Source organism: Pseudomonas sp. MH9.3 (assembly GCF_034354675.1).
Lineage (GTDB): Bacteria > Pseudomonadota > Gammaproteobacteria > Pseudomonadales > Pseudomonadaceae > Aquipseudomonas.
Map to the genome: position 1 here is coordinate 5159941 of NZ_CP133785.1, position 16998 is coordinate 5176938.

Annotated in this window: 15 protein-coding genes; 3 read left to right on the top strand and 12 right to left on the bottom strand. The window is 61.4% G+C overall.

What is annotated here, in order from left to right; genetic code table 11:
- Positions 1–79: 79 nt before the first annotated feature.
- The gene (locus RHM60_RS22960; RefSeq protein WP_231422013.1) at positions 80–988 is read left to right on the top strand and encodes a LysR family transcriptional regulator; all 909 of its coding nucleotides are present in this window, start codon (positions 80–82) and stop codon (positions 986–988) included.
- On the opposite strand, the gene RHM60_RS22965 is transcribed toward RHM60_RS22960, so the two are convergent.
- From RHM60_RS22965 to RHM60_RS23005, 9 genes are all read right to left on the bottom strand, one after another.
- A complete protein-coding gene (locus RHM60_RS22965) occupies positions 985–1470 on the bottom strand; it encodes a DoxX family protein (RefSeq protein WP_322212878.1) in 486 nt (161 codons plus the stop codon). The genes RHM60_RS22960 and RHM60_RS22965 overlap by 4 nt on opposite strands.
- The gene (locus RHM60_RS22970; protein ID WP_322212879.1) at positions 1467–2222 is read right to left on the bottom strand and encodes a DNA-binding domain-containing protein; all 756 of its coding nucleotides are present in this window, start codon (positions 2220–2222) and stop codon (positions 1467–1469) included. Before RHM60_RS22970 ends, RHM60_RS22965 begins: the two co-directional genes overlap by 4 nt.
- Positions 2219–3097 carry a DUF692 domain-containing protein gene (locus tag RHM60_RS22975; protein WP_322212880.1) on the bottom strand — a complete coding sequence of 293 codons (879 nt, stop codon included), beginning with the start codon at positions 3095–3097 and terminating at the stop codon, positions 2219–2221. Before RHM60_RS22975 ends, RHM60_RS22970 begins: the two co-directional genes overlap by 4 nt.
- Positions 3098–3118: 21 nt before the next feature.
- Complete coding sequence (locus RHM60_RS22980) at positions 3119–3403, bottom strand: DUF2282 domain-containing protein (RefSeq protein ID WP_209989667.1); 285 nt, start codon at positions 3401–3403, stop codon at positions 3119–3121.
- A 180-nt stretch (positions 3404–3583) separates the two neighbouring features.
- Positions 3584–4285: an ABC transporter ATP-binding protein gene (locus RHM60_RS22985; RefSeq protein WP_003231107.1), complete on the bottom strand. Its 702-nt coding sequence runs from the start codon at positions 4283–4285 to the stop codon at positions 3584–3586.
- 1 nt (position 4286) lies between these two features.
- Positions 4287–5054, bottom strand: coding sequence for a high-affinity branched-chain amino acid ABC transporter ATP-binding protein LivG (livG, locus tag RHM60_RS22990; protein ID WP_209989673.1), 768 nt, complete (start codon positions 5052–5054; stop codon positions 4287–4289).
- Entirely contained in the window at positions 5051–6304 is a 1254-nt protein-coding gene (locus tag RHM60_RS22995) for a high-affinity branched-chain amino acid ABC transporter permease LivM (protein WP_322212881.1), read from the bottom strand. The genes livG and RHM60_RS22995 overlap by 4 nt, the downstream gene beginning before the upstream one ends.
- Positions 6301–7224, bottom strand: a complete 924-nt coding sequence (gene livH / locus RHM60_RS23000; RefSeq protein WP_209989679.1) for a high-affinity branched-chain amino acid ABC transporter permease LivH — start codon at positions 7222–7224, stop codon at positions 6301–6303. Before livH ends, RHM60_RS22995 begins: the two co-directional genes overlap by 4 nt.
- Before the next feature lie 229 nt (positions 7225–7453).
- The gene (locus RHM60_RS23005) at positions 7454–8581 is read right to left on the bottom strand and encodes a branched-chain amino acid ABC transporter substrate-binding protein (RefSeq protein ID WP_209989684.1); all 1128 of its coding nucleotides are present in this window, start codon (positions 8579–8581) and stop codon (positions 7454–7456) included.
- 340 nt (positions 8582–8921) lie between these two features.
- On the opposite strand from RHM60_RS23005, the gene RHM60_RS23010 reads away from it, so the two are divergent.
- Positions 8922–9227, top strand: coding sequence for a DUF2288 domain-containing protein (locus RHM60_RS23010; RefSeq protein WP_322212882.1), 306 nt, complete (start codon positions 8922–8924; stop codon positions 9225–9227).
- Positions 9228–9560: 333 nt separating this feature from the next.
- Here RHM60_RS23010 and RHM60_RS23015 read toward each other — a convergent pair whose 3' ends face one another.
- Both RHM60_RS23015 and RHM60_RS23020 read right to left on the bottom strand, forming a co-directional pair.
- A complete protein-coding gene (locus RHM60_RS23015; RefSeq protein ID WP_231422018.1) occupies positions 9561–11804 on the bottom strand; it encodes a putative bifunctional diguanylate cyclase/phosphodiesterase in 2244 nt (747 codons plus the stop codon).
- 142 nt (positions 11805–11946) lie between these two features.
- Positions 11947–12315 carry a YkgJ family cysteine cluster protein gene (locus RHM60_RS23020; RefSeq protein ID WP_209989689.1) on the bottom strand — a complete coding sequence of 123 codons (369 nt, stop codon included), beginning with the start codon at positions 12313–12315 and terminating at the stop codon, positions 11947–11949.
- A 255-nt stretch (positions 12316–12570) separates the two neighbouring features.
- On the opposite strand from RHM60_RS23020, the gene RHM60_RS23025 reads away from it, so the two are divergent.
- Entirely contained in the window at positions 12571–13914 is a 1344-nt protein-coding gene (locus RHM60_RS23025) for an MFS transporter (RefSeq protein WP_322212883.1), read from the top strand.
- Between the two features lie 176 nt (positions 13915–14090).
- On the opposite strand, the gene rapA is transcribed toward RHM60_RS23025, so the two are convergent.
- Positions 14091–16937, bottom strand: coding sequence for an RNA polymerase-associated protein RapA (gene rapA, locus RHM60_RS23030; RefSeq protein WP_209989696.1), 2847 nt, complete (start codon positions 16935–16937; stop codon positions 14091–14093).
- Positions 16938–16998 lie beyond the last annotated feature (61 nt).

A 16998-nucleotide genomic window follows, 5' to 3' on the forward strand; every position in this document is an offset into this window, starting at 1 on the left:
GGAGGCCCAGTCTAGGCTGGCTTTTGAAGCGGATAAACGCGCTAATAGGCAACCTTTGGTTTTCAATTGGAAACAGTCTATGAGCGAGATGGACGACCTGGCGGCCTTTGCCGTGTTGATCGAAGCGGGCAGCTTTACCGTGGCGGCCGCGCGTCTGGGCTGCAGCAAGGGGCAGTTGTCCAAGCGCATCAGCCAGTTGGAAGCACAATTTGACGTGGTGCTGTTGCACCGCACCACGCGCAAGCTGAGCCTCACCGCTGCCGGCGTGGCCTTGTTGCCCCAGGCGCAGGCGTTGGTGGTACAGATGGAATGCGCGCGTCAGGCATTGGCGCGGCTCAAGGACGATGTGGTCGGGCCGGTGCGCATGACGGTTCCGGTTTCATTGGGCGAAACCTTCTTTGACGGCCTGTTGCTGGAGTTTTCCAGGCAATACCCGCAGGTGCAGGTCGAGTTGGAGCTCAACAACAGCTACCGCGATCTGGCGCGGGACGGATTTGACCTGGGGGTACGCGCGGGCGATATCGAAAATGAGCGGCTGGTGGCCAGGCCCTTGCTGGCCTGGCACGAGATGACCTGCGCCAGCCCCGCCTACCTCGAGCAGTACGGCGAACCGCAGACCCCGGCGGATCTTGCCGCCCACACCTGTTTGCTCAACAGCCACTACAGCGGCCGCGAGGAATGGCTGTACCACCAGCAGCACGAATTACTGCGGGTGCGCGTGAGCGGCACGTTTGCCTCCAACCACTACAACCTGCTGAAGAAAGCCGCGTTGGTCGGCGCCGGTATCGCCCGTCTGCCGTCCTACGCCTTGCCGGCGGAACTGGCTGACGGACGATTGCGCTGGCTCCTGCGTGATTACCAGACGCGGAGCATGCCGATGTACCTGGTTCATCCCTACCAGGGTGGCTTGCCGAGGCGCACTCAGGTATTGGCCGATTATCTGGTGGAGTGGTTCAGGCGCGGCGGCGAGGCGTTGAATCGCCTTTAACCGCAGCGACGGCCGATCAAGTGGTCGATGGACAGCCAGCCCGGGCCCTTGGCGACCAGCAGCAACAACAGTGCGATCCAGGTGCCATGTGTGGGGTAGGCGTCGGGGTAGACGAACAGTTGAATGGTCAGCGTCATGCCGATCAGCGCCAGGGCCGAAAAGCGCGTGGCGAACCCTATCAGGATCAGTGCCGGGAAGAGATGCTCGGCGAACGCCGCCATAGGGGCGGCCACTTCCGGCGACAGCAGAGGCACCGCATATTCACTGCGAAACAGCGGCACGGTCGATGCGGCAAGTGTGGGCGCGCCCAGTTCAAAGGTGCCGTTGATCAGGTCTATGGCAAAGCCTTCAACCTTGGTTTGCCCGGACTTCCAGAACACCGCCGCTATCGAGAAACGCGCGAGGAACGCGATCAGGCTGTAGGGGATGCGTTCGAACAGGGCAATGGCACGCTTTACCGGGCAGGGTGCTGATGTGTTCATGGCGATACCTTCTGTTGCAGATGCGTGATGGCGCCGTGGCTGATCAACAGCCCAAGGCATTGATGCAGGTCGAATTCGCTTGAGGCTTGGAGGGCATGCTCCACGGCCGTTTCAAGCGCCTTGCCTCGGCGCAGGCTGTTGATAAACGCCACCGAGCTGCTGTCGATACTGAAGACCTTGACCGCCAGCCCGTGGCGCAGCACGAGTGCACCTTGCGCCTGCCACGGGTTTGCGCTGGCGATGGCGCCCTCGGTCTGGTGGGCGGCCCATATCGTCACGGCCGCGTAGGGCGAGTGCAGCGTGGCGACGCACGGGTGCAGTTGCAGGCGCGACTGGCCGTTGAGTTGCTCAAGCATGCGCGGTTGATCCAGCGCCGGAATGTCTGCTGCGTGATAGGCGCGCACGCGCAGGCGCTCGAGTCTTGCGACGTCCGCCAGGTAAGGCACGCCTTTGGCCGGTTCAAATGCCTGGATAAAATCCGCCAGCGTGCCGCCGTACTCGCTGATCAAGGGGCTGCCGGGTGGGCATGTCTGCACGTAGAGGCCGGCCATGGCGCGGAAGAATTCATCGCCCACCAACTGCCGTGTCACTGGGTAACTGGTCGCCAGCGCATTGATCAACGAGCTGTGCACATTATTGCGATACACCGCAAAACGGCTGGCCGGGTCGGCGCCGTTACTGCTGAACACGCCCTCGGGGCAACCCGGTTCGTGGGCGAGCAGGGCGGCGCAAAACGCGTGCTGGGTACTCATGCCGTCACCTGCGATAAATGTCGTTCGGCCTGCTGCGCCTCGGCCTGCAGCACGTTGAAGGCCGGCACCTGATTATCGCGCTCGATCAACGTAGCGACCGGGCCCGTGCGCTCCAGCACCTGCTCATATAACTGCCACACCGCGTTGTCGATGGGGGCGCCGTGATCATCGATCAGCAGCCGGTCGCCGAGGCTGTCGATGTCTTCGGCAAAACCGGCCAGATGAATCTCGCCCGCCGCCTGCAAGGGCAAAGCGTCGATATAGGCCAACGGATCGCGCTGGTGGTTGATGCAGGACACGTAGACATTGTTGACGTCCAGCAGCAGGCCGCAGCCGGTGCGGCGGATGACCTCGCTGATGAAGTCGGTCTCGTCCAGGGTAGAACGCTGGAACAACAGGTAGGTCGACGGGTTTTCCAGCAGCATCGGCCGTTTGAGCGTGCTTTGTACCTGATCGATATGCGCGCACACCCGGTTCAGGGTGGCGTTGTCGTAGGCCAGCGGCAGCAAGTCATTGAGGAACAACGGGCCATGGCTGGACCAGGCCAGGTGCTCGGAAAAAGACTGGGGTTGATAGCGTTCGATCAGCGTGGCCAGGCGCGCCAGGTGCGCGCAATTGAGCGGGCCTTCGCCGCCGATGGACAGGCCTACGCCATGCAGCGACAGCGGATAGTGCTCGCGAATCAAGCCCAGGTAGTGATGAAAAGGCCCGCCGGCCACCATGAAGTTTTCGGCGTGCACTTCAAAAAAACCGATGTCAGGGCGGGTTTCGAGCACTTCAATGAAGTGCTCGCTTTTCAGTCCCAGCCCGGCCCGTAAAGGCAAGCCGGGCACCTGAGCCGGTGAGACCGTGTGGTGGGGTAAATGCGTCATCATCGGCACTCAGGTTGGCGGGAATCAGGACTTGGCGGTGAAGGCCTTTTCCTGGCCGAAGCCGGTCGGTGACGTGGTGCTGGGGAGTTGGCCGCAGGTGCCGGCCGGGACCAGTTTCCAGGCGTTGGCCTGGTCCTTGGTTTTGGCGGTGCCGGCGCAGGTTGTGCCGGCGCCCGCGCTGCAATCGTTCTTGCCGGCTTCTGCGACGCCGAAGCATTTCTGCATATTGTCGGCGGCAAAGGCAGGGGCGGTGAGGGCGGCCAGGCTCAGCGCCAGGACAAGGGAGGTGGCAGACAGTTTGGTGGTCATGGTGTGTCTCCAGCAGTGGGTTGAAGTAGCAGGCTCGATTGCCTGCCTGCACCACTAGAGGCGGTAGGACGATATTCATTACAAGGGCATTCAAAAAAACTGCCTGTCACCCAAAACCAATGTGGGAGGGAGCAAAGCCCCCTCCCACCGTTCAGAACCGGTTTCGCCAGCGAATGCGGGCTAGCCGCCCAGGTAGGCCTCACGCACTTTCGGATCGGTGAGCAACTGTTCCCCCGTGCCCTGCATCACCACCCGGCCGTTTTCCAGCACGTAGGCGCGGTCGGCGATTTTCAGCGCCTGGTTGGCGTTCTGCTCCACCAGAAACACCGTCACCCCGTCCTTGCGCAGTTGTTCGATGATGTCGAAGATCTGCTGGATGATGATCGGCGCCAGCCCCAGGGAAGGTTCGTCCAGCAGCAACAGCTTGGGTTTGCTCATCAGCGCGCGGCCGATGGCGAGCATTTGCTGCTCGCCGCCGGACATGGTGCCGCCGCGCTGGCTGAAGCGCTCCTTGAGCCTGGGGAACAGGTGCAGCACTTTGTCCATCTGTTCCTGGTAGTCGCCCTTGTCGGTGAAGAACCCGCCCATGGCCAGGTTCTCTTCCACGGTCAGGCGTGAGAACACACGACGGCCCTCGGGCACCACCGCGATGCTCTTGCGCATGATGTGCGACGATTCCTGACCCACCAGTTCTTCACCCAGGTAGCGGATGCTGCCGCTGTGGGCCTGGGGCGATCCGCACAGGGTCATCAGCAGGGTCGACTTGCCGGCGCCGTTGGCGCCGATCAGCGTGACGATTTCACCCTGACGTACTTCCACGTTGACGCTGTGCAGGGCCTGGATCTTGCCGTAGAAAGTGGAAACGTTTTCGAATTGCAGCATTTTACGCTTCCCCCAGATAGGCTTTGATCACTTCAGGATTGTCGCGGATCTGCTCCGGCGTGCCGTTGGCCAGGGGCGTGCCCTGGTTGATCACCACGATGTGGTCGGAAATGCTCATGACCAGTTTCATGTCGTGTTCGATCAACAGCACCGTGGCGTTGTGTTCTTCGCGCAGCACGCTGATCAGCGCCTTGAGGTCTTCGGTTTCCCTAGGGTTCAGGCCGGCGGCCGGTTCGTCGAGCATGAGGATCCGCGGACGGGTCATCATGCAGCGGGCGATTTCCAGGCGACGTTGCTGACCATAGGCGAGGGTGCCGGCGGGGCGGTTGGCGAATTCGGTCAGGTTGACCTTGTCCAGCCAGTACTCCGCGTATTCCATGGCCTCGCGCTCGCTTTTGCGGAACGCCGGGGTTTTGAACAGGCCGGCGAAGAAGTTGGTGTTCAAGTGACGATGCTGGGCGATCAGCAGGTTCTCGACCGCCGTCATGTCCTTGAACAAGCGCACGTTCTGGAAGGTGCGCACCACGCCCCTGCGGGCGATCTCGTGCCCGGCCAGGCCCTGGATCGGCTGGCCATCCAGCAGGATGTTGCCGCCGCTCGGCTTGTAGAAGCCGGTGAGGCAGTTGAACACCGTGGTCTTGCCGGCGCCGTTGGGGCCGATCAGCGCCACCACCTGTTTCTCTTTTACGGTCAGGGCCACGCCGTTGACCGCCAGCAAGCCGCCAAAGCGCATGCTCAGATTGTCGACTTTCAGGATCTCGCGGCTCATTTGCGCAGCTCCATGTGGGGACGTTGCATGGGCAGCAGGCCTTGCGGGCGCCAGATCATCATCAGCACCATCATGGCGCCGAACATCAACATGCGGTATTCGCTGAACTCACGCATCATTTCCGGCAGCAGGATCATCACGATGGCCGCAAGGATCACACCCAGTTGCGAGCCCATGCCACCCAGCACGACGATGGCGAGGATGATCGCCGACTCGATGAAGGTGAACGACTCCGGGGTCACCAGACCCTGGCGCGCGGCGAAGAAGCTGCCGGCAAAACCGGCAAATGCGGCGCCGAGGGTGAACGCGGAAAGCTTGATGATGGTCGGGTTCAGGCCCAGTGCGCGGCAGGCGATTTCATCTTCGCGCAAGGCTTCCCACGCGCGACCGATTGGCATGCGCAGCAGGCGGTTGATCACGAACAGTGCCGCCAGTGCCAGCAGCAGCGCCACCAGGTACAGGAACACCACTTTGCTTACCGGGTTGTAGGCGATCCCGAAGAACTCGTGGAAGGTCTGCATGCCTTCGGCAGCGGTGCGGTCGAACGACAGCCCGAAGAACGTCGGCTTGGGGATGCTGCTGATGCCGTTGGGGCCGCCGGTGATATCGGTAAGGTTACGCAGGAACAGGCGGATAATTTCGCCGAAGCCCAGGGTCACGATCGCCAAATAGTCACCGCGCAGGCGCAGCACCGGGAAACCCAGCAAAAAGCCGAACGTGGCCGCCGCCATGCCGGCCAGTGGCAGGCAGATCCAGAAGCCCCAGCCGAGGTAATGCGAGAGCAGCGCGTAGGTGTAGGCACCCACGGCGTAGAAGCCCACATAACCGAGGTCGAGCAGACCGGCCAGACCCACTACGATGTTCAGGCCCAGGCCCAGCAGCACGTAGATCAGGATCAGGGTGGCGATATCGACCGCACCGCGCGAGCCGAAAAACGGCCAGATCAGCGCGGCCACGATCAGGCCGATGATGATGTAGCGCTGGGTGCGCGGCAGGGTCAGGAACTGGCTGACCTTGGGCGACACCAGCGGGCCACGGTTGCCCTTGAACAAGGCACCGACCTGCTGGGTGAACAGCACGCGCAGGAACATCAGCACCGAACACAGGGCGATGATGGTCAGCGTCACGGGTCCGGTGCCATGCACCTCCAGGTTGATGCCCACAATGCTCAGCTTGAGACCCAACACCGGAAAGGCCACGGCCCATACCAGCAAGGCGCTGAAAAACGCCGATTTAAGATATCTGCTCATACTTTCTCAACCTCCGGACGGCCCAGAATGCCGGTCGGACGGAACAACAGCACCAGAACCAACAGGCCGAACGCGACGACGTCCTTGTACTGGTCGCCGAAGATGTCGGCGCCAAACGCTTCGGCCACACCCAGCACCAGCCCGCCGAGCATGGCGCCCGGAATACTGCCGATGCCGCCCAATACCGCTGCGGTAAAGGCCTTGAGGCCCACCAGGAAACCGGCATTGGGGTTGATCACGCCGTACTGCATGCTCAGCAGTACCGCCGCAACGGCCGCCAGCGCGGCGCCGATGACGAAGGTCAGGGCGATGATGTTGTTGGTGTTGATGCCCAACAGGTTGGCCATCTTGATGTCTTCTGCGCAGGCCCGGCAGGCGCGGCCCAGACGGGAGCGGGAGATGAACAGGGTCAGGCCCAGCATGGCCACCAGGGTGACGACGAAGACCAGGATCTGCATGTAGGAAATCAGCACTTCCTGTGCGCCACCCGGACCGAAGGAGAAGCTCCCCGGGATCAGGTTGGGGATGGATTTATCCTTGGAGTCCTGGGACAGCAATACGGTGTTCTGCAGGAAAATCGACATGCCGATGGCGGAAATCAGCGGGATCAGACGGTTGCTGCCACGCAGGGGGCGGTAGGCAACGCGCTCGATACTGTAGCCATAGGCACTGGTCACGATGATCGATGCGAGGAACGCAGCGGTCATCAGCAGCGGCAGTGAGTGGATGCCCATCATGGCCAGCCCGGCAAGGGCGATGAAGGCCACATAGGAACCAATCATGTACACCTCGCCATGGGCGAAGTTGATCATTCCAATGATGCCGTAAACCATGGTGTAACCAATGGCTATCAAGGCATAGGTGCTGCCAATGGTCAGGCCATTAACCAGCTGTTGGAAAAAATGATAGATCTCAGGCATTACAGCGCTCCTAAAAACCCGATACGCATTTCACTGGTGGAGTCATGTTCCGGCCTTGCGCTGTGTTCTGTGAGCACATTTGCACAAAGCGTTTGCCAGCGAACCGCTGGTGACGGTTTTAAGATTTTCAGGTGAGCCAGCGCCCGGATCGCGGGTGACAGGCCCATAAACCTCGTAAAACAAAGCCCACTGCTCTCACAGTGGGCTTGTTGGGGCAGTAACGCCTGGCTTACTGAGGGGAAACTTCGGTTTTTGGTTTGCCGAAGTGCCATTCGTAGACCACGAACTTGAAGTCCTTCAGGTCGCCCTTGGCATCAAAGCTCAGATCGCCGGTAGGGGTCTTGAAGGTGCCCGCGTGGATGGCTTCGGCCACTTTGGCGGTGTCTTCGCTCTTCGCGGCGGTGATACCGGCGGCGATCACTTCAACCGCCGAGTAGGCCGGGAACACGAACGGACCGGTCGGGTCCTGCTTGTTCTTGGCGAACTCTTCAACGATGGCCTTGTTGGCAGGGTCGGTGTCGAAGGATTTCGGCAGGGTGACCAGCAGGCCTTCGGAGGCGCCCTGGGCGATCTGCGAGATGGAGTCGTTGCCCACGCCTTCCGGACCCATGAACTTGGCGTTCAGGCCTTTCTCTTTGGATTGACGCAGGATCAGGCCCAGCTCCGGGTGGTAGCCGCCGTAGTAGACGAAGTCGACGTTGGCTTGCTTGAGCTTCTGAATGACCGAGGAGAAGTCCTTGTCGCCGGCGTTCAGGCCTTCGAAAACGGCCACTTTCACGCCTTTCTTCTCGAGGGTCTGCTTGACGGCGGTGGCGATGCCTTCACCGTACTGCTGCTTGTCGTGCAATACAGCGACGATTTTCGGTTTTACGTGATCGGCGATGTAGTTGCCGGCCGCCGGGCCCTGGGCGCTGTCCAGGCCGATGGTGCGGAAGATCAGCTTGTAGCCACGGGCGGTGATTTCCGGGCTGGTGGCGGCAGGGGTAATCATGATGACGCCTTCGTCTTCATAGATGTCCGATGCCGGCTGAGTGGAGCTGGAGCACAGGTGGCCCACCACGAACTTGACGCCGTCGTTGACCACTTTGTTGGCGACCGCCACGGCCTGTTTAGGGTCGCAGGCGTCGTCGTATTCCTTGGCTTCAAGCATTTTGCCATCGACGCCGCCCTTGGCGTTGATGTCGGCGATCGCCTGCTTGGCACCCATGAATTGCATGTCGCCGTACTGCGTCACAGGACCGGTCTTGGGACCGGCGATGCCGATCTTGATGGTGTCGGCTGCGAACGAATGGCCGGCAACCCCAGCCAGGACCATAGCGGCAAACAGTTTGGAAATCTGCTTAGTAGCCTTATTCATAGTGCTCCACTCATGCTGTTGTATTTTTTATAGTTCCAGCGGCCTTGTGGGCTGCAGAACCGGATCGGATATGCGGATATCCCCCCGGCGGTGCCCTGGCAACTGTACCGGTACAGTGTAGAGCGCCGGTTGATCGCTTGAAAAGCTGGGTGCTGGGGGCAAATCCAGGGGGTGTCGCTTAAATGAAAGTAAAAGACAGAATTGCGGCGGGGTAATGCCAGCATTCTGCGCAATCCTTGGCTTTCCTGACACTTTCTTTCGATGACGCATTTGCAACTGGGTTTTTCTGACTGAAGCTCAACGTTATGATTGCGCCGATTTTTTCTTCAGGTGAACTCCCATGACGCAAGAACCTAGCACCCTCTATGCCAAGCTGCTCGGTGAAACCGCCGAAATATCCTGGAAGGAGCTCGAGCCGTTCTTCGCCAAGGGTGCCCTATTGTGGGTCGATGCCGGCCTGGATTTGATCGAGGCCGCTGAGGGAATGGCCGAGGATAACCGCGACAAAGTCGCCGCCTGGCTGGCCGCAGGCCACCTTGGCGAAGTGTCTGCGACGCGGGCGCTGGACCTGGTGGAGCGCGACCCGAGCCTGTGGGCGGTGGTGGTCTCGCCGTGGATTCTGATCCAGGAAAGGGCGACGCAATAAATAGCCGCACAGAAAAGGTGCGTTATTTTTCGCGGGTGAAGTGTGTAGCGGAGTAACCGCTGCAGCGGTGATGGCACCTTGCCGTGGCAAAAGGTCACAGATAGGGTGACGTTAACGTCACGGGAACAGTTTTGAGCGGGAGCGCAGTCGGTAGAGATTGTTTCAGAATGTGGCAGAGCGATCATTATTGGTCGGCTGTCAGATTGTCTTCGCGAGCAAGTCCGTTCCCACACGTGATCGCATTCCTGAAGGATGAATGCGGTCAAATTGTGGGCGCGGGCTTGCTCGCGAAAATATAAACGGCGCCGCAGCCCTCATTGAATACCCGCAGCGTCACCGAATCGGCCTGACCAAGGCAGCAGGTCCCGGCTGGTTCGGCGCCGGCTCCTTGACCAGCGAAGCCTCGGGCGCCAGTGGATTACGCAGGTGAATCCCCTGAATCACCCCAATCACCTCGTTCGCGGGCACCGCCGGGCTCAACAGATAGCCCTGGATAAAATCGCAACCATGCTTGTGCAATAAGTCGAACTGCGCCTGGGTTTCCACGCCCTCGGTTACCACGTTCAGATGCAGCGTGTGCGCCATCCCGATAATGGCCTGGACAATCTCGATGTCGGCGGCGGACTTGGGCAGGTCCTGGATAAACGAGCGGTCAATCTTCAACGTGTTGAGCGGTAGTCGCTTGAGGTACGCCAGGGACGAATAACCGGTGCCGAAGTCATCGATGGCCAGGGATACCCCCAGCGCACGAATGTGCCGCAGCAGTGCCAGCGTGCTGCTGATATTGCCCATCAACGCATTTTCCGTGACTTCCAGTTCCAGGCGGGTAGCGGCGATCCCGCTGAAACGCAGGGCGTCCTCGACTTCATCGGCCAACTCATCACGTGCCAGGTTCAGCGCCGAGCAGTTCACGGTCATGTTCAGGTCGCCATAGCCCTTGTCGGAAAAAACGCTCAAGTCGTGACAGGCCTGGCGCAACACCCAGTTATCCAGTTCGGCAATCAGCCCATTGCTTTCGGCGATGCCGATAAAACGGTCGGGTGCCAGCAGGCCGTGTTGCGGGTGCTGCCAGCGCACCAGTGCCTCCAGGCGGGTGACCTTGCCCAGTTTCATGTCGAAGATCGGTTGATAGAACAGCACCAGTCCCGTGCGCTCGCGCAAGGCTGCACGCAACTCTTCCTCCAGCTGCAGCTCGAGGAAGGCGCGGGTTTTCAGGTTGGCGCTGAAGAAATTCAGGCTGTTGCGCCCCGCATCCTTGGATTGGTAGAGCGCCAGGTCAGCGGTTTTCAGCAGTTCTTCGCAGGTTACGCCGTCATCGGGAAACAGGCTGATACCAATGCTGGTGGTCATCACCATGCGCCGCCCGGCAAGTTCGATGGGCTCTTTCATCTGCTGCATGATGCGTTGGGCCAGGTGCCGCGCTTCGTCGCGGTGGTGGATGCTGATGAGGATGCAGAATTCATCGCCGCCAAAGCGCGCGACCACATCGGCATGGCTGCGCACCGAACTCTTGATATGGCTGGCCAGCACGGTCAGCAACTGGTCGCCGGCGTCGTGTCCGAGGCTGTCGTTGATGCGCTTGAAGTGGTCAATATCGAGGAAGATTACCGCCATCATGCCACTGGCAGCGGTTTTCTCCGCGAGCTTCTCCGCGAAGATCTGGTTGAAGCCCCGGCGGTTGAGCAGGCTGGTGAGTGCGTCGTAATGGGCCACCTGCTGCAGTGAAGCCCGCGCCTGGTCCAGTTCGCTGAGCAGTGCATTGACCCGCCGCAGGTCACGCTCCTTGTGCTGCAGTTTCTTGTCGGCCAGGGCGGCGCTGATGCTGCTGCCGATCACCAGCAGCGTGATCACTGCCACCGAGAGGCCCATTTGGATTGGATTATTGTCCGAAGGTGCGGACAGGTCGGCCCCGGCAGGCACCACCATCTGCATGGCCGCCATGCCGGTGAAATGCATGCTGATGATGCCGGCGCCAAGCACCAGGCTGGCGGCGTATTTGAGCAACTGGTGAAACACCCCCGCACCGTTGCGCAGGTAACTCGACAGCAACAGGGCCGCGAGGCTGGCGCCGATAGCAATGGCCACCGAGGCCATGAACAGCCCGGCGCCGAAATACACCTGGGCCTGGGAGCGCATGGCCGCCATGCCCACGTAGTGCATCAGCGCGATGCCCATGCCCATCCACAGCGACGCCAGCAGGTACTGATCAAAGCGCAGGGTCGCGTGGCTGAGGGTTTTCATGGCGAACAGCGACGCGACAAGTGCGATCAGCAGTGAGACGAACGTCGTGATCAGTTCATAGTGAATGGCGATCGGCACCTGAAAGGCCAGCATGCTGATGAAGTGGGTGGACCAGATGCCGCCCGCCAGGCACCCGGCACCCAGCCAGCGCCAGTGGCGACGCGCGGTGGGGTCTTCGACGTGGCCGACGCGCTCGGCCATGTCCAGCGTGCCGAAACCGGCCGCACAGGCGACGAGGTAGGCCAGCAGCACCAGAAAAGGGTTATGACTGCAATTGAGTAATAAGTGACCGTTGTGCGGTAGGTCGGTGAAAAAGTGCAGACCCAGCCATTCCATAGCATGTCCCGTCATTGCGTAGTTGCGTCACGGCCTACGGCGATGACCTATGGAGACGAGTATAGAAGGCTCATGGAATTCGCAAGGCGTAATGGCATATTGCTTTCAATTGATTTTGGCATGCCGGGCATAACGTTTGGTGCTAAGCGCTGATGGGCAACGCCAGTTCGAAGGGGGGCGCTTCCAGTGGCAACAGGCCGAACGCCGCGCGGGCCGCATCGCAATCGACGTTCTGCTCGCCCTGGCTCCACGACGCGTCAAACTCGCGGCACGGGCTCGAGCGCAGTTCATAAATCGAACAGCTGGTGCCTTTGCCCACTTCACCCTCCAGGCTGCAGCAACGCGCGGGTTTCTGGTCGGTGCCGATCATCGCCACGCGGGTCGGGTTGATCTGTACCACCAGGTCATCGGGCACCGTGCCGCCGGATGAGGCGCACTCACCCCAGAAGAAAGACACACGAAAGTATGAACAGCAGGCACCGCAATTCAGACACGGACTGGCTTCGGACATGGGCGTCATCGATAAGAAAGGTAAGGGGGAGGTACAACGGGAAGGCTCGCCATTCTATCCGGGCCGTGGCCGTTGGGAAGAGGGGACGCACTTATATTTTTTGTAGGAAAAGTCCCGGAACGCCGGGTCACATCATGCCCTATCAGCTTTACGAATCATTACAGACAAGCGCCGCTTGCCTGACTATGTTGCAGTGACCTGAGCAGGATGCATCGGGCATCGCTGCGCTCATAACAATAAAAAGAGACGGACCCCATGCAGAACTCGACCCAAGCGGCGAATGCCTGGCGCATTCTGTTCCTGCTGTTCCTGGCCAACCTGTTCAACTTCTTCGATCGCACCATTCCGGCGATCATCATCGAGCCCATTCGTATGGAATGGCACCTCAGCGACTTCCAGCTCGGCATCATCGGCACCGCGTTCACCCTTGTGTATGCCATTGCCGGCCTGCCACTCGGACGCCTGGCCGACACCGGCTCACGCAGCAAACTGATGGGCTGGGGCCTGTTTGCCTGGAGCGGGCTGACCGCCGTCAACGGTCTGGTCGGCAGTTTCTGGACCTTCCTGCTGGTGCGCATGGGCATCGGCATCGGCGAAGCCAGTTATGCGCCGGCCGCCAACTCGCTGATTGGCGACCTGTTTCCGGCGCACCGGCGGGCGCGGGCCATGGGCATCTTCATGCTCGGCCTGCCGCTGGGCCTGTTGCTGGCGTTTTTTACCATCGGCTGGATGGTCAAGGCGTTCGACAGCTGGCGCGCGCCGTTCTTTATTGCGGCGGTACCGGGGATGATCCTTGCGGTGTTCATGTTTTACATCAAGGAACCCAAGCGCGGCGCGGCGGAAACCGTGCAAGTCTCTCAGGAACGTATCGACCGCCCGATTCGCCGCGTGCTGGCGGTGCCGACCTTCCTCTGGCTGGTGCTGGCCGGGCTGTGCTTTAACTTCGCCACCTATGCGTGCAACTCGTTTCTGGTGCCGATGCTGCAGCGCTATTTTCTGCTGCCGCTGCAGGAGGCTGCAGTGGCCACCGGCGTAATCGTCGGCCTGACGGGGCTGGTGGGTCTGACGCTGGGGGGCTGGGTGGCCGACAAGATTCACCAGCGGGTCGCCAACGGGCGGTTGTTGTTTGCGGCGTTCAGCCTGATCATTTCCACCGTCACCACCGCCTGGGCCTTGCACGCCGGGCGCATCGAGATTGGCGTGTTCGTGGCGCTGTTCAGTGTGGGCTGGCTGTTTGCGTATAACTTCTACACCTGCGTGTACACGGCGATCCAGGACGTGGTCGAACCGCGTTTGCGCGCTACGGCGATGGCGTTGTTTTTCGCCGGACTGTACCTGCTGGGCGGTGGGATGGGGCCGATTGTGGTGGGCGGGCTGTCCGATCACTTTGCGCATTCAGCGATGTATGCGGCGGGGGCGCAGCAGATGACCGAGGCTTACAAGGCAGTCGGGTTGCATGACGCCATGTACCTGATTCCGGTGGCGCTGTTTCTGACCATGCTGTTTCTGTTTCAGGCGTCGCGCAGCTTTGTGCGCGATGCCAAGAAGATGAAGGAGGGGCTGGGAGCTGTTGGGGTGCCGGATGCGGTGGTGGCTTGAGGCCGGGTTGACTCTATCGGGAGCAAGCCCCCTCCCACAGGTTGAGCGGTGAATACCTGCAAAAAATGTGGGAGGCGGCTTGCTCCCGATGCGGCCGTCAAAGTCCCTGATATTCCCAAGTGAATAAAAAAGGCCCGCACGGTGCGGGCCTTCCTGTCAGCAGGGCAGGGTGGCAATCAACCCGCCACCAGCACCCGGATCGCTTCGAGTCGCAGCGCGGCCTTGTCCAGCATCGCCAGGCCTTGCTCGCGCTGATTGCGCAGCGCCACCAGCTCGCTGTCCCGCACCGTCGGGTTGACCGCCTGCAGCGCGGTCAGACGCCCCAGTTCTTCGTCGGTGTCCGCCGCCAGGCGGCGCTTGGCTTCGGCCACACGCTCGGCATGACGCGGGCTGATCTTCTCTTCGCCGGCGTTGATACGCGGGGTGAGTTGATCGCGCTGGGCCTGGATGAACTTGTTGGCGCTGGCCCGTGGCACGCTTTCGAGCTGGTCGTTGAGGGTCTCGAACGACACGCGCCCGGACAGGTCGTTGCCGTTGGGGTCCAGCAGGCAGCGCAGCGCCGCCGGCGGCAGGTAGCGACCCAGTTGCAGCGCACGCGGCGCGACCACTTCACTCACGTAGAGCAGTTCCAGCAGCACGGTGCCCGGCTTGAGTGCCTTGTTCTTGATCAGCGCCACCGCCGTGTTGCCCATGGAACCCGACAGCACCAGGTCCATGCCGCCCTGCACCATCGGGTGTTCCCAGGTGATGAACTGCATGTCTTCGCGCGACAGTGCCTGGTTACGGTCGTAGGTGATGGTCACGCCTTCGTCGTCGCCCAGGGGGAAGCTGGCGTCGAGCATTTTCTCGCTGGGCTTGAGGATCAGCGCGTTTTCCGAATGGTCTTCGCTGTCGATGCCGAACGCGTCGAACAGGGTTTCCATGTAGATCGGCAGGGCGAACTGATCGTCCTGTTCCAGAATGTCCTCCACCAGCGCATCGCCTTCACCCGCGCCGCCGGAGTTGAGCTCCAGCAGGCGGTCGCGACCGGTGTGCAGTTCCTGCTCCAGACGCTCGCGCTCGGCACGGGCCTCGTCGATCAGGGCCTGCCATTCGCTGTCGTCGGCGCTCTCCAGCAGCGGCAGCAGGCGCGGGCCGAACTGATGCTGCAGGGCGTTGCCGGTGGGGCAGGTGTTGAGGAAGGCGTTCAGCGCTTCGTGGTACCACTGGAACAGACGTTCCTGCGGGCTGGTTTCCAGGTACGGCACGTGCAGTTCGATGATGTGCTTCTGACCGATCCGGTCCAGACGGCCGATGCGCTGCTCCAGCAGGTCGGGGTGGGACGGCAGGTCGAACAGCACCAGGTGGTGAGCGAACTGGAAGTTGCGGCCTTCGCTGCCGATTTCCGAGCAGATCAGCACCTGCGCGCCGAATTCTTCATCGGCGAAGTAGGCAGCGGCGCGGTCGCGCTCGAGGATGTTCATGCCCTCGTGGAACACCGTGGCCGGAATGCCGGAGCGTACGCGCAGGGCGTCTTCCAGGTCCATGGCGGTTTCGGCGTGGGCGCAGATCACCAGGACCTTGGTGCGCTTGAGCATTTTGAGCTGGTCGATCAGCCACTCGACGCGCGGGTCGAAGCGCCACCAGCGGTGTTCTTCCTCGACGTCCGGCTGCGATTGGAAGCTGACTTCCGGATACAGCTCGGCGTGTTCGCCCAGCGGCAGCTCCATGTATTCGTCCGGGTTGGGCAGCGGGTAGGCGTGCAACTTGCGCTCCGGGAAACCCTGCACGGCGGCGCGGGTGTTGCGAAACAGCACGCGGCCGGTGCCGTGACGGTCGAGCAGCTCACGCACCAGGCGCGCACTGGCTTCGCTGTCGCCATCGTTGACGGCGGTCAGCAGCGCTTCGCCTTCGTTGCCGAGGAAACCCTGGATGGTCTTGTGCGCCTTGGGTGACAGACGACCCTTGTCCAGCAACTCCTGCACGGCCTCGGCCACCGGGCGATAGTTCTCGCTCTCGGCGCGGAAGGCGTGCAAGTCATGGAAGCGGTTCGGGTCGAGCAGGCGCAGCCGCGCGAAGTGGCTGTCCTGGCCCAGTTGCTCCGGGGTGGCGGTGAGCAGCAGCACGCCCGGGATCACTTGCGCGAGTTGTTCGACCAGCGAATATTCCTGGCTGGCTTTTTCTTCGTGCCAGACCAGGTGGTGGGCTTCGTCGACCACCAGCAGGTCCCAGCCGGCGGCGAACAGCGCGTCCTGGGCCTTCTCGTCATCCACCAGCCACTCCAGCGCCACCAGCGCGAGCTGGGTGTCTTCGAAGGGGTTGGAGGCATCGCTTTCGATAAAGCGTTCTTCGTCGAACAGGGCCACCTGCAGGTTGAAGCGCCGGCGCATTTCCACCAGCCATTGGTGCTGCAGGTTTTCCGGTACCAGGATCAGCACGCGGCTAGCGCGGCCCGACAGCAACTGGCGATGGATGACGAGGCCCGCTTCGATAGTCTTGCCCAGGCCCACTTCGTCGGCCAGCAATACCCGTGGCGCGATGCGGTCGGCGACCTCACGGGCGATGTGCAACTGGTGCGCGATGGGTTGCGCACGCACGCCGCCCAGGCCCCACAGCGAGGACTGCAATTGGCGGCTGGTGTGTTCCAGGGTGTGGTAGCGCAGCGAGAACCAGGCCAGCGGGTCGATCTGGCCGGCGAACAGGCGGTCGCTGGCGAGGCGGAACTGAATGAAGTTCGACAGTTGGGTTTCCGGCAGGGTGACCTGCTCGTTCTGCCCATTGAGGCCGTGGTACACCAGCAGGCCGTCGACGTCGTCGACTTCCTGTACGGTCATTTTCCAGCCTTCGAAATGGGTGATGGAGTCCCCCGGCGAAAACCTCACGCGAGTGAGGGGCGCATTCCGTAGCGCATACTGGCGTGTGTCGCCAGTGGCCGGATAGAGCACGGTCAACAAGCGTCCGTCCTGTGCCAGAACGGTGCCTAACCCCAGCTCTGCTTCGCTGTCACTAATCCAGCGTTGCCCCGGTTGATACTGCTGCGACATGCTGCCTGACTCCCGCCGTGAAAAAGCCGACTATCTTAACGGAACAAGGTCCGACCCCCAA

Excerpts from the sequence above, each read along its gene's own strand:
- RHM60_RS22960 (WP_231422013.1), top strand. The coding sequence starts at position 80 with ATGAGCGAGATGGACGACCTGGCGGCCTTTGCCGTGTTGATCGAAGCG.
- RHM60_RS22965 (WP_322212878.1), bottom strand. The coding sequence starts at position 1,470 with ATGAACACATCAGCACCCTGCCCGGTAAAGCGTGCCATTGCCCTGTTC.
- RHM60_RS22970 (WP_322212879.1), bottom strand. The coding sequence starts at position 2,222 with ATGAGTACCCAGCACGCGTTTTGCGCCGCCCTGCTCGCCCACGAACCG.
- RHM60_RS22975 (WP_322212880.1), bottom strand. The coding sequence starts at position 3,097 with ATGATGACGCATTTACCCCACCACACGGTCTCACCGGCTCAGGTGCCC.
- RHM60_RS22980 (WP_209989667.1), bottom strand. The coding sequence starts at position 3,403 with ATGACCACCAAACTGTCTGCCACCTCCCTTGTCCTGGCGCTGAGCCTG.
- RHM60_RS22985 (WP_003231107.1), bottom strand. The coding sequence starts at position 4,285 with ATGCTGCAATTCGAAAACGTTTCCACTTTCTACGGCAAGATCCAGGCC.
- livG (WP_209989673.1), bottom strand. The coding sequence starts at position 5,054 with ATGAGCCGCGAGATCCTGAAAGTCGACAATCTGAGCATGCGCTTTGGC.
- RHM60_RS22995 (WP_322212881.1), bottom strand. The coding sequence starts at position 6,304 with ATGAGCAGATATCTTAAATCGGCGTTTTTCAGCGCCTTGCTGGTATGG.
- livH (WP_209989679.1), bottom strand. The coding sequence starts at position 7,224 with ATGCCTGAGATCTATCATTTTTTCCAACAGCTGGTTAATGGCCTGACC.
- RHM60_RS23005 (WP_209989684.1), bottom strand. The coding sequence starts at position 8,581 with ATGAATAAGGCTACTAAGCAGATTTCCAAACTGTTTGCCGCTATGGTC.
- RHM60_RS23010 (WP_322212882.1), top strand. The coding sequence starts at position 8,922 with ATGACGCAAGAACCTAGCACCCTCTATGCCAAGCTGCTCGGTGAAACC.
- RHM60_RS23015 (WP_231422018.1), bottom strand. The coding sequence starts at position 11,804 with ATGGAATGGCTGGGTCTGCACTTTTTCACCGACCTACCGCACAACGGT.
- RHM60_RS23020 (WP_209989689.1), bottom strand. The coding sequence starts at position 12,315 with ATGTCCGAAGCCAGTCCGTGTCTGAATTGCGGTGCCTGCTGTTCATAC.
- RHM60_RS23025 (WP_322212883.1), top strand. The coding sequence starts at position 12,571 with ATGCAGAACTCGACCCAAGCGGCGAATGCCTGGCGCATTCTGTTCCTG.
- rapA (WP_209989696.1), bottom strand. The coding sequence starts at position 16,937 with ATGTCGCAGCAGTATCAACCGGGGCAACGCTGGATTAGTGACAGCGAA.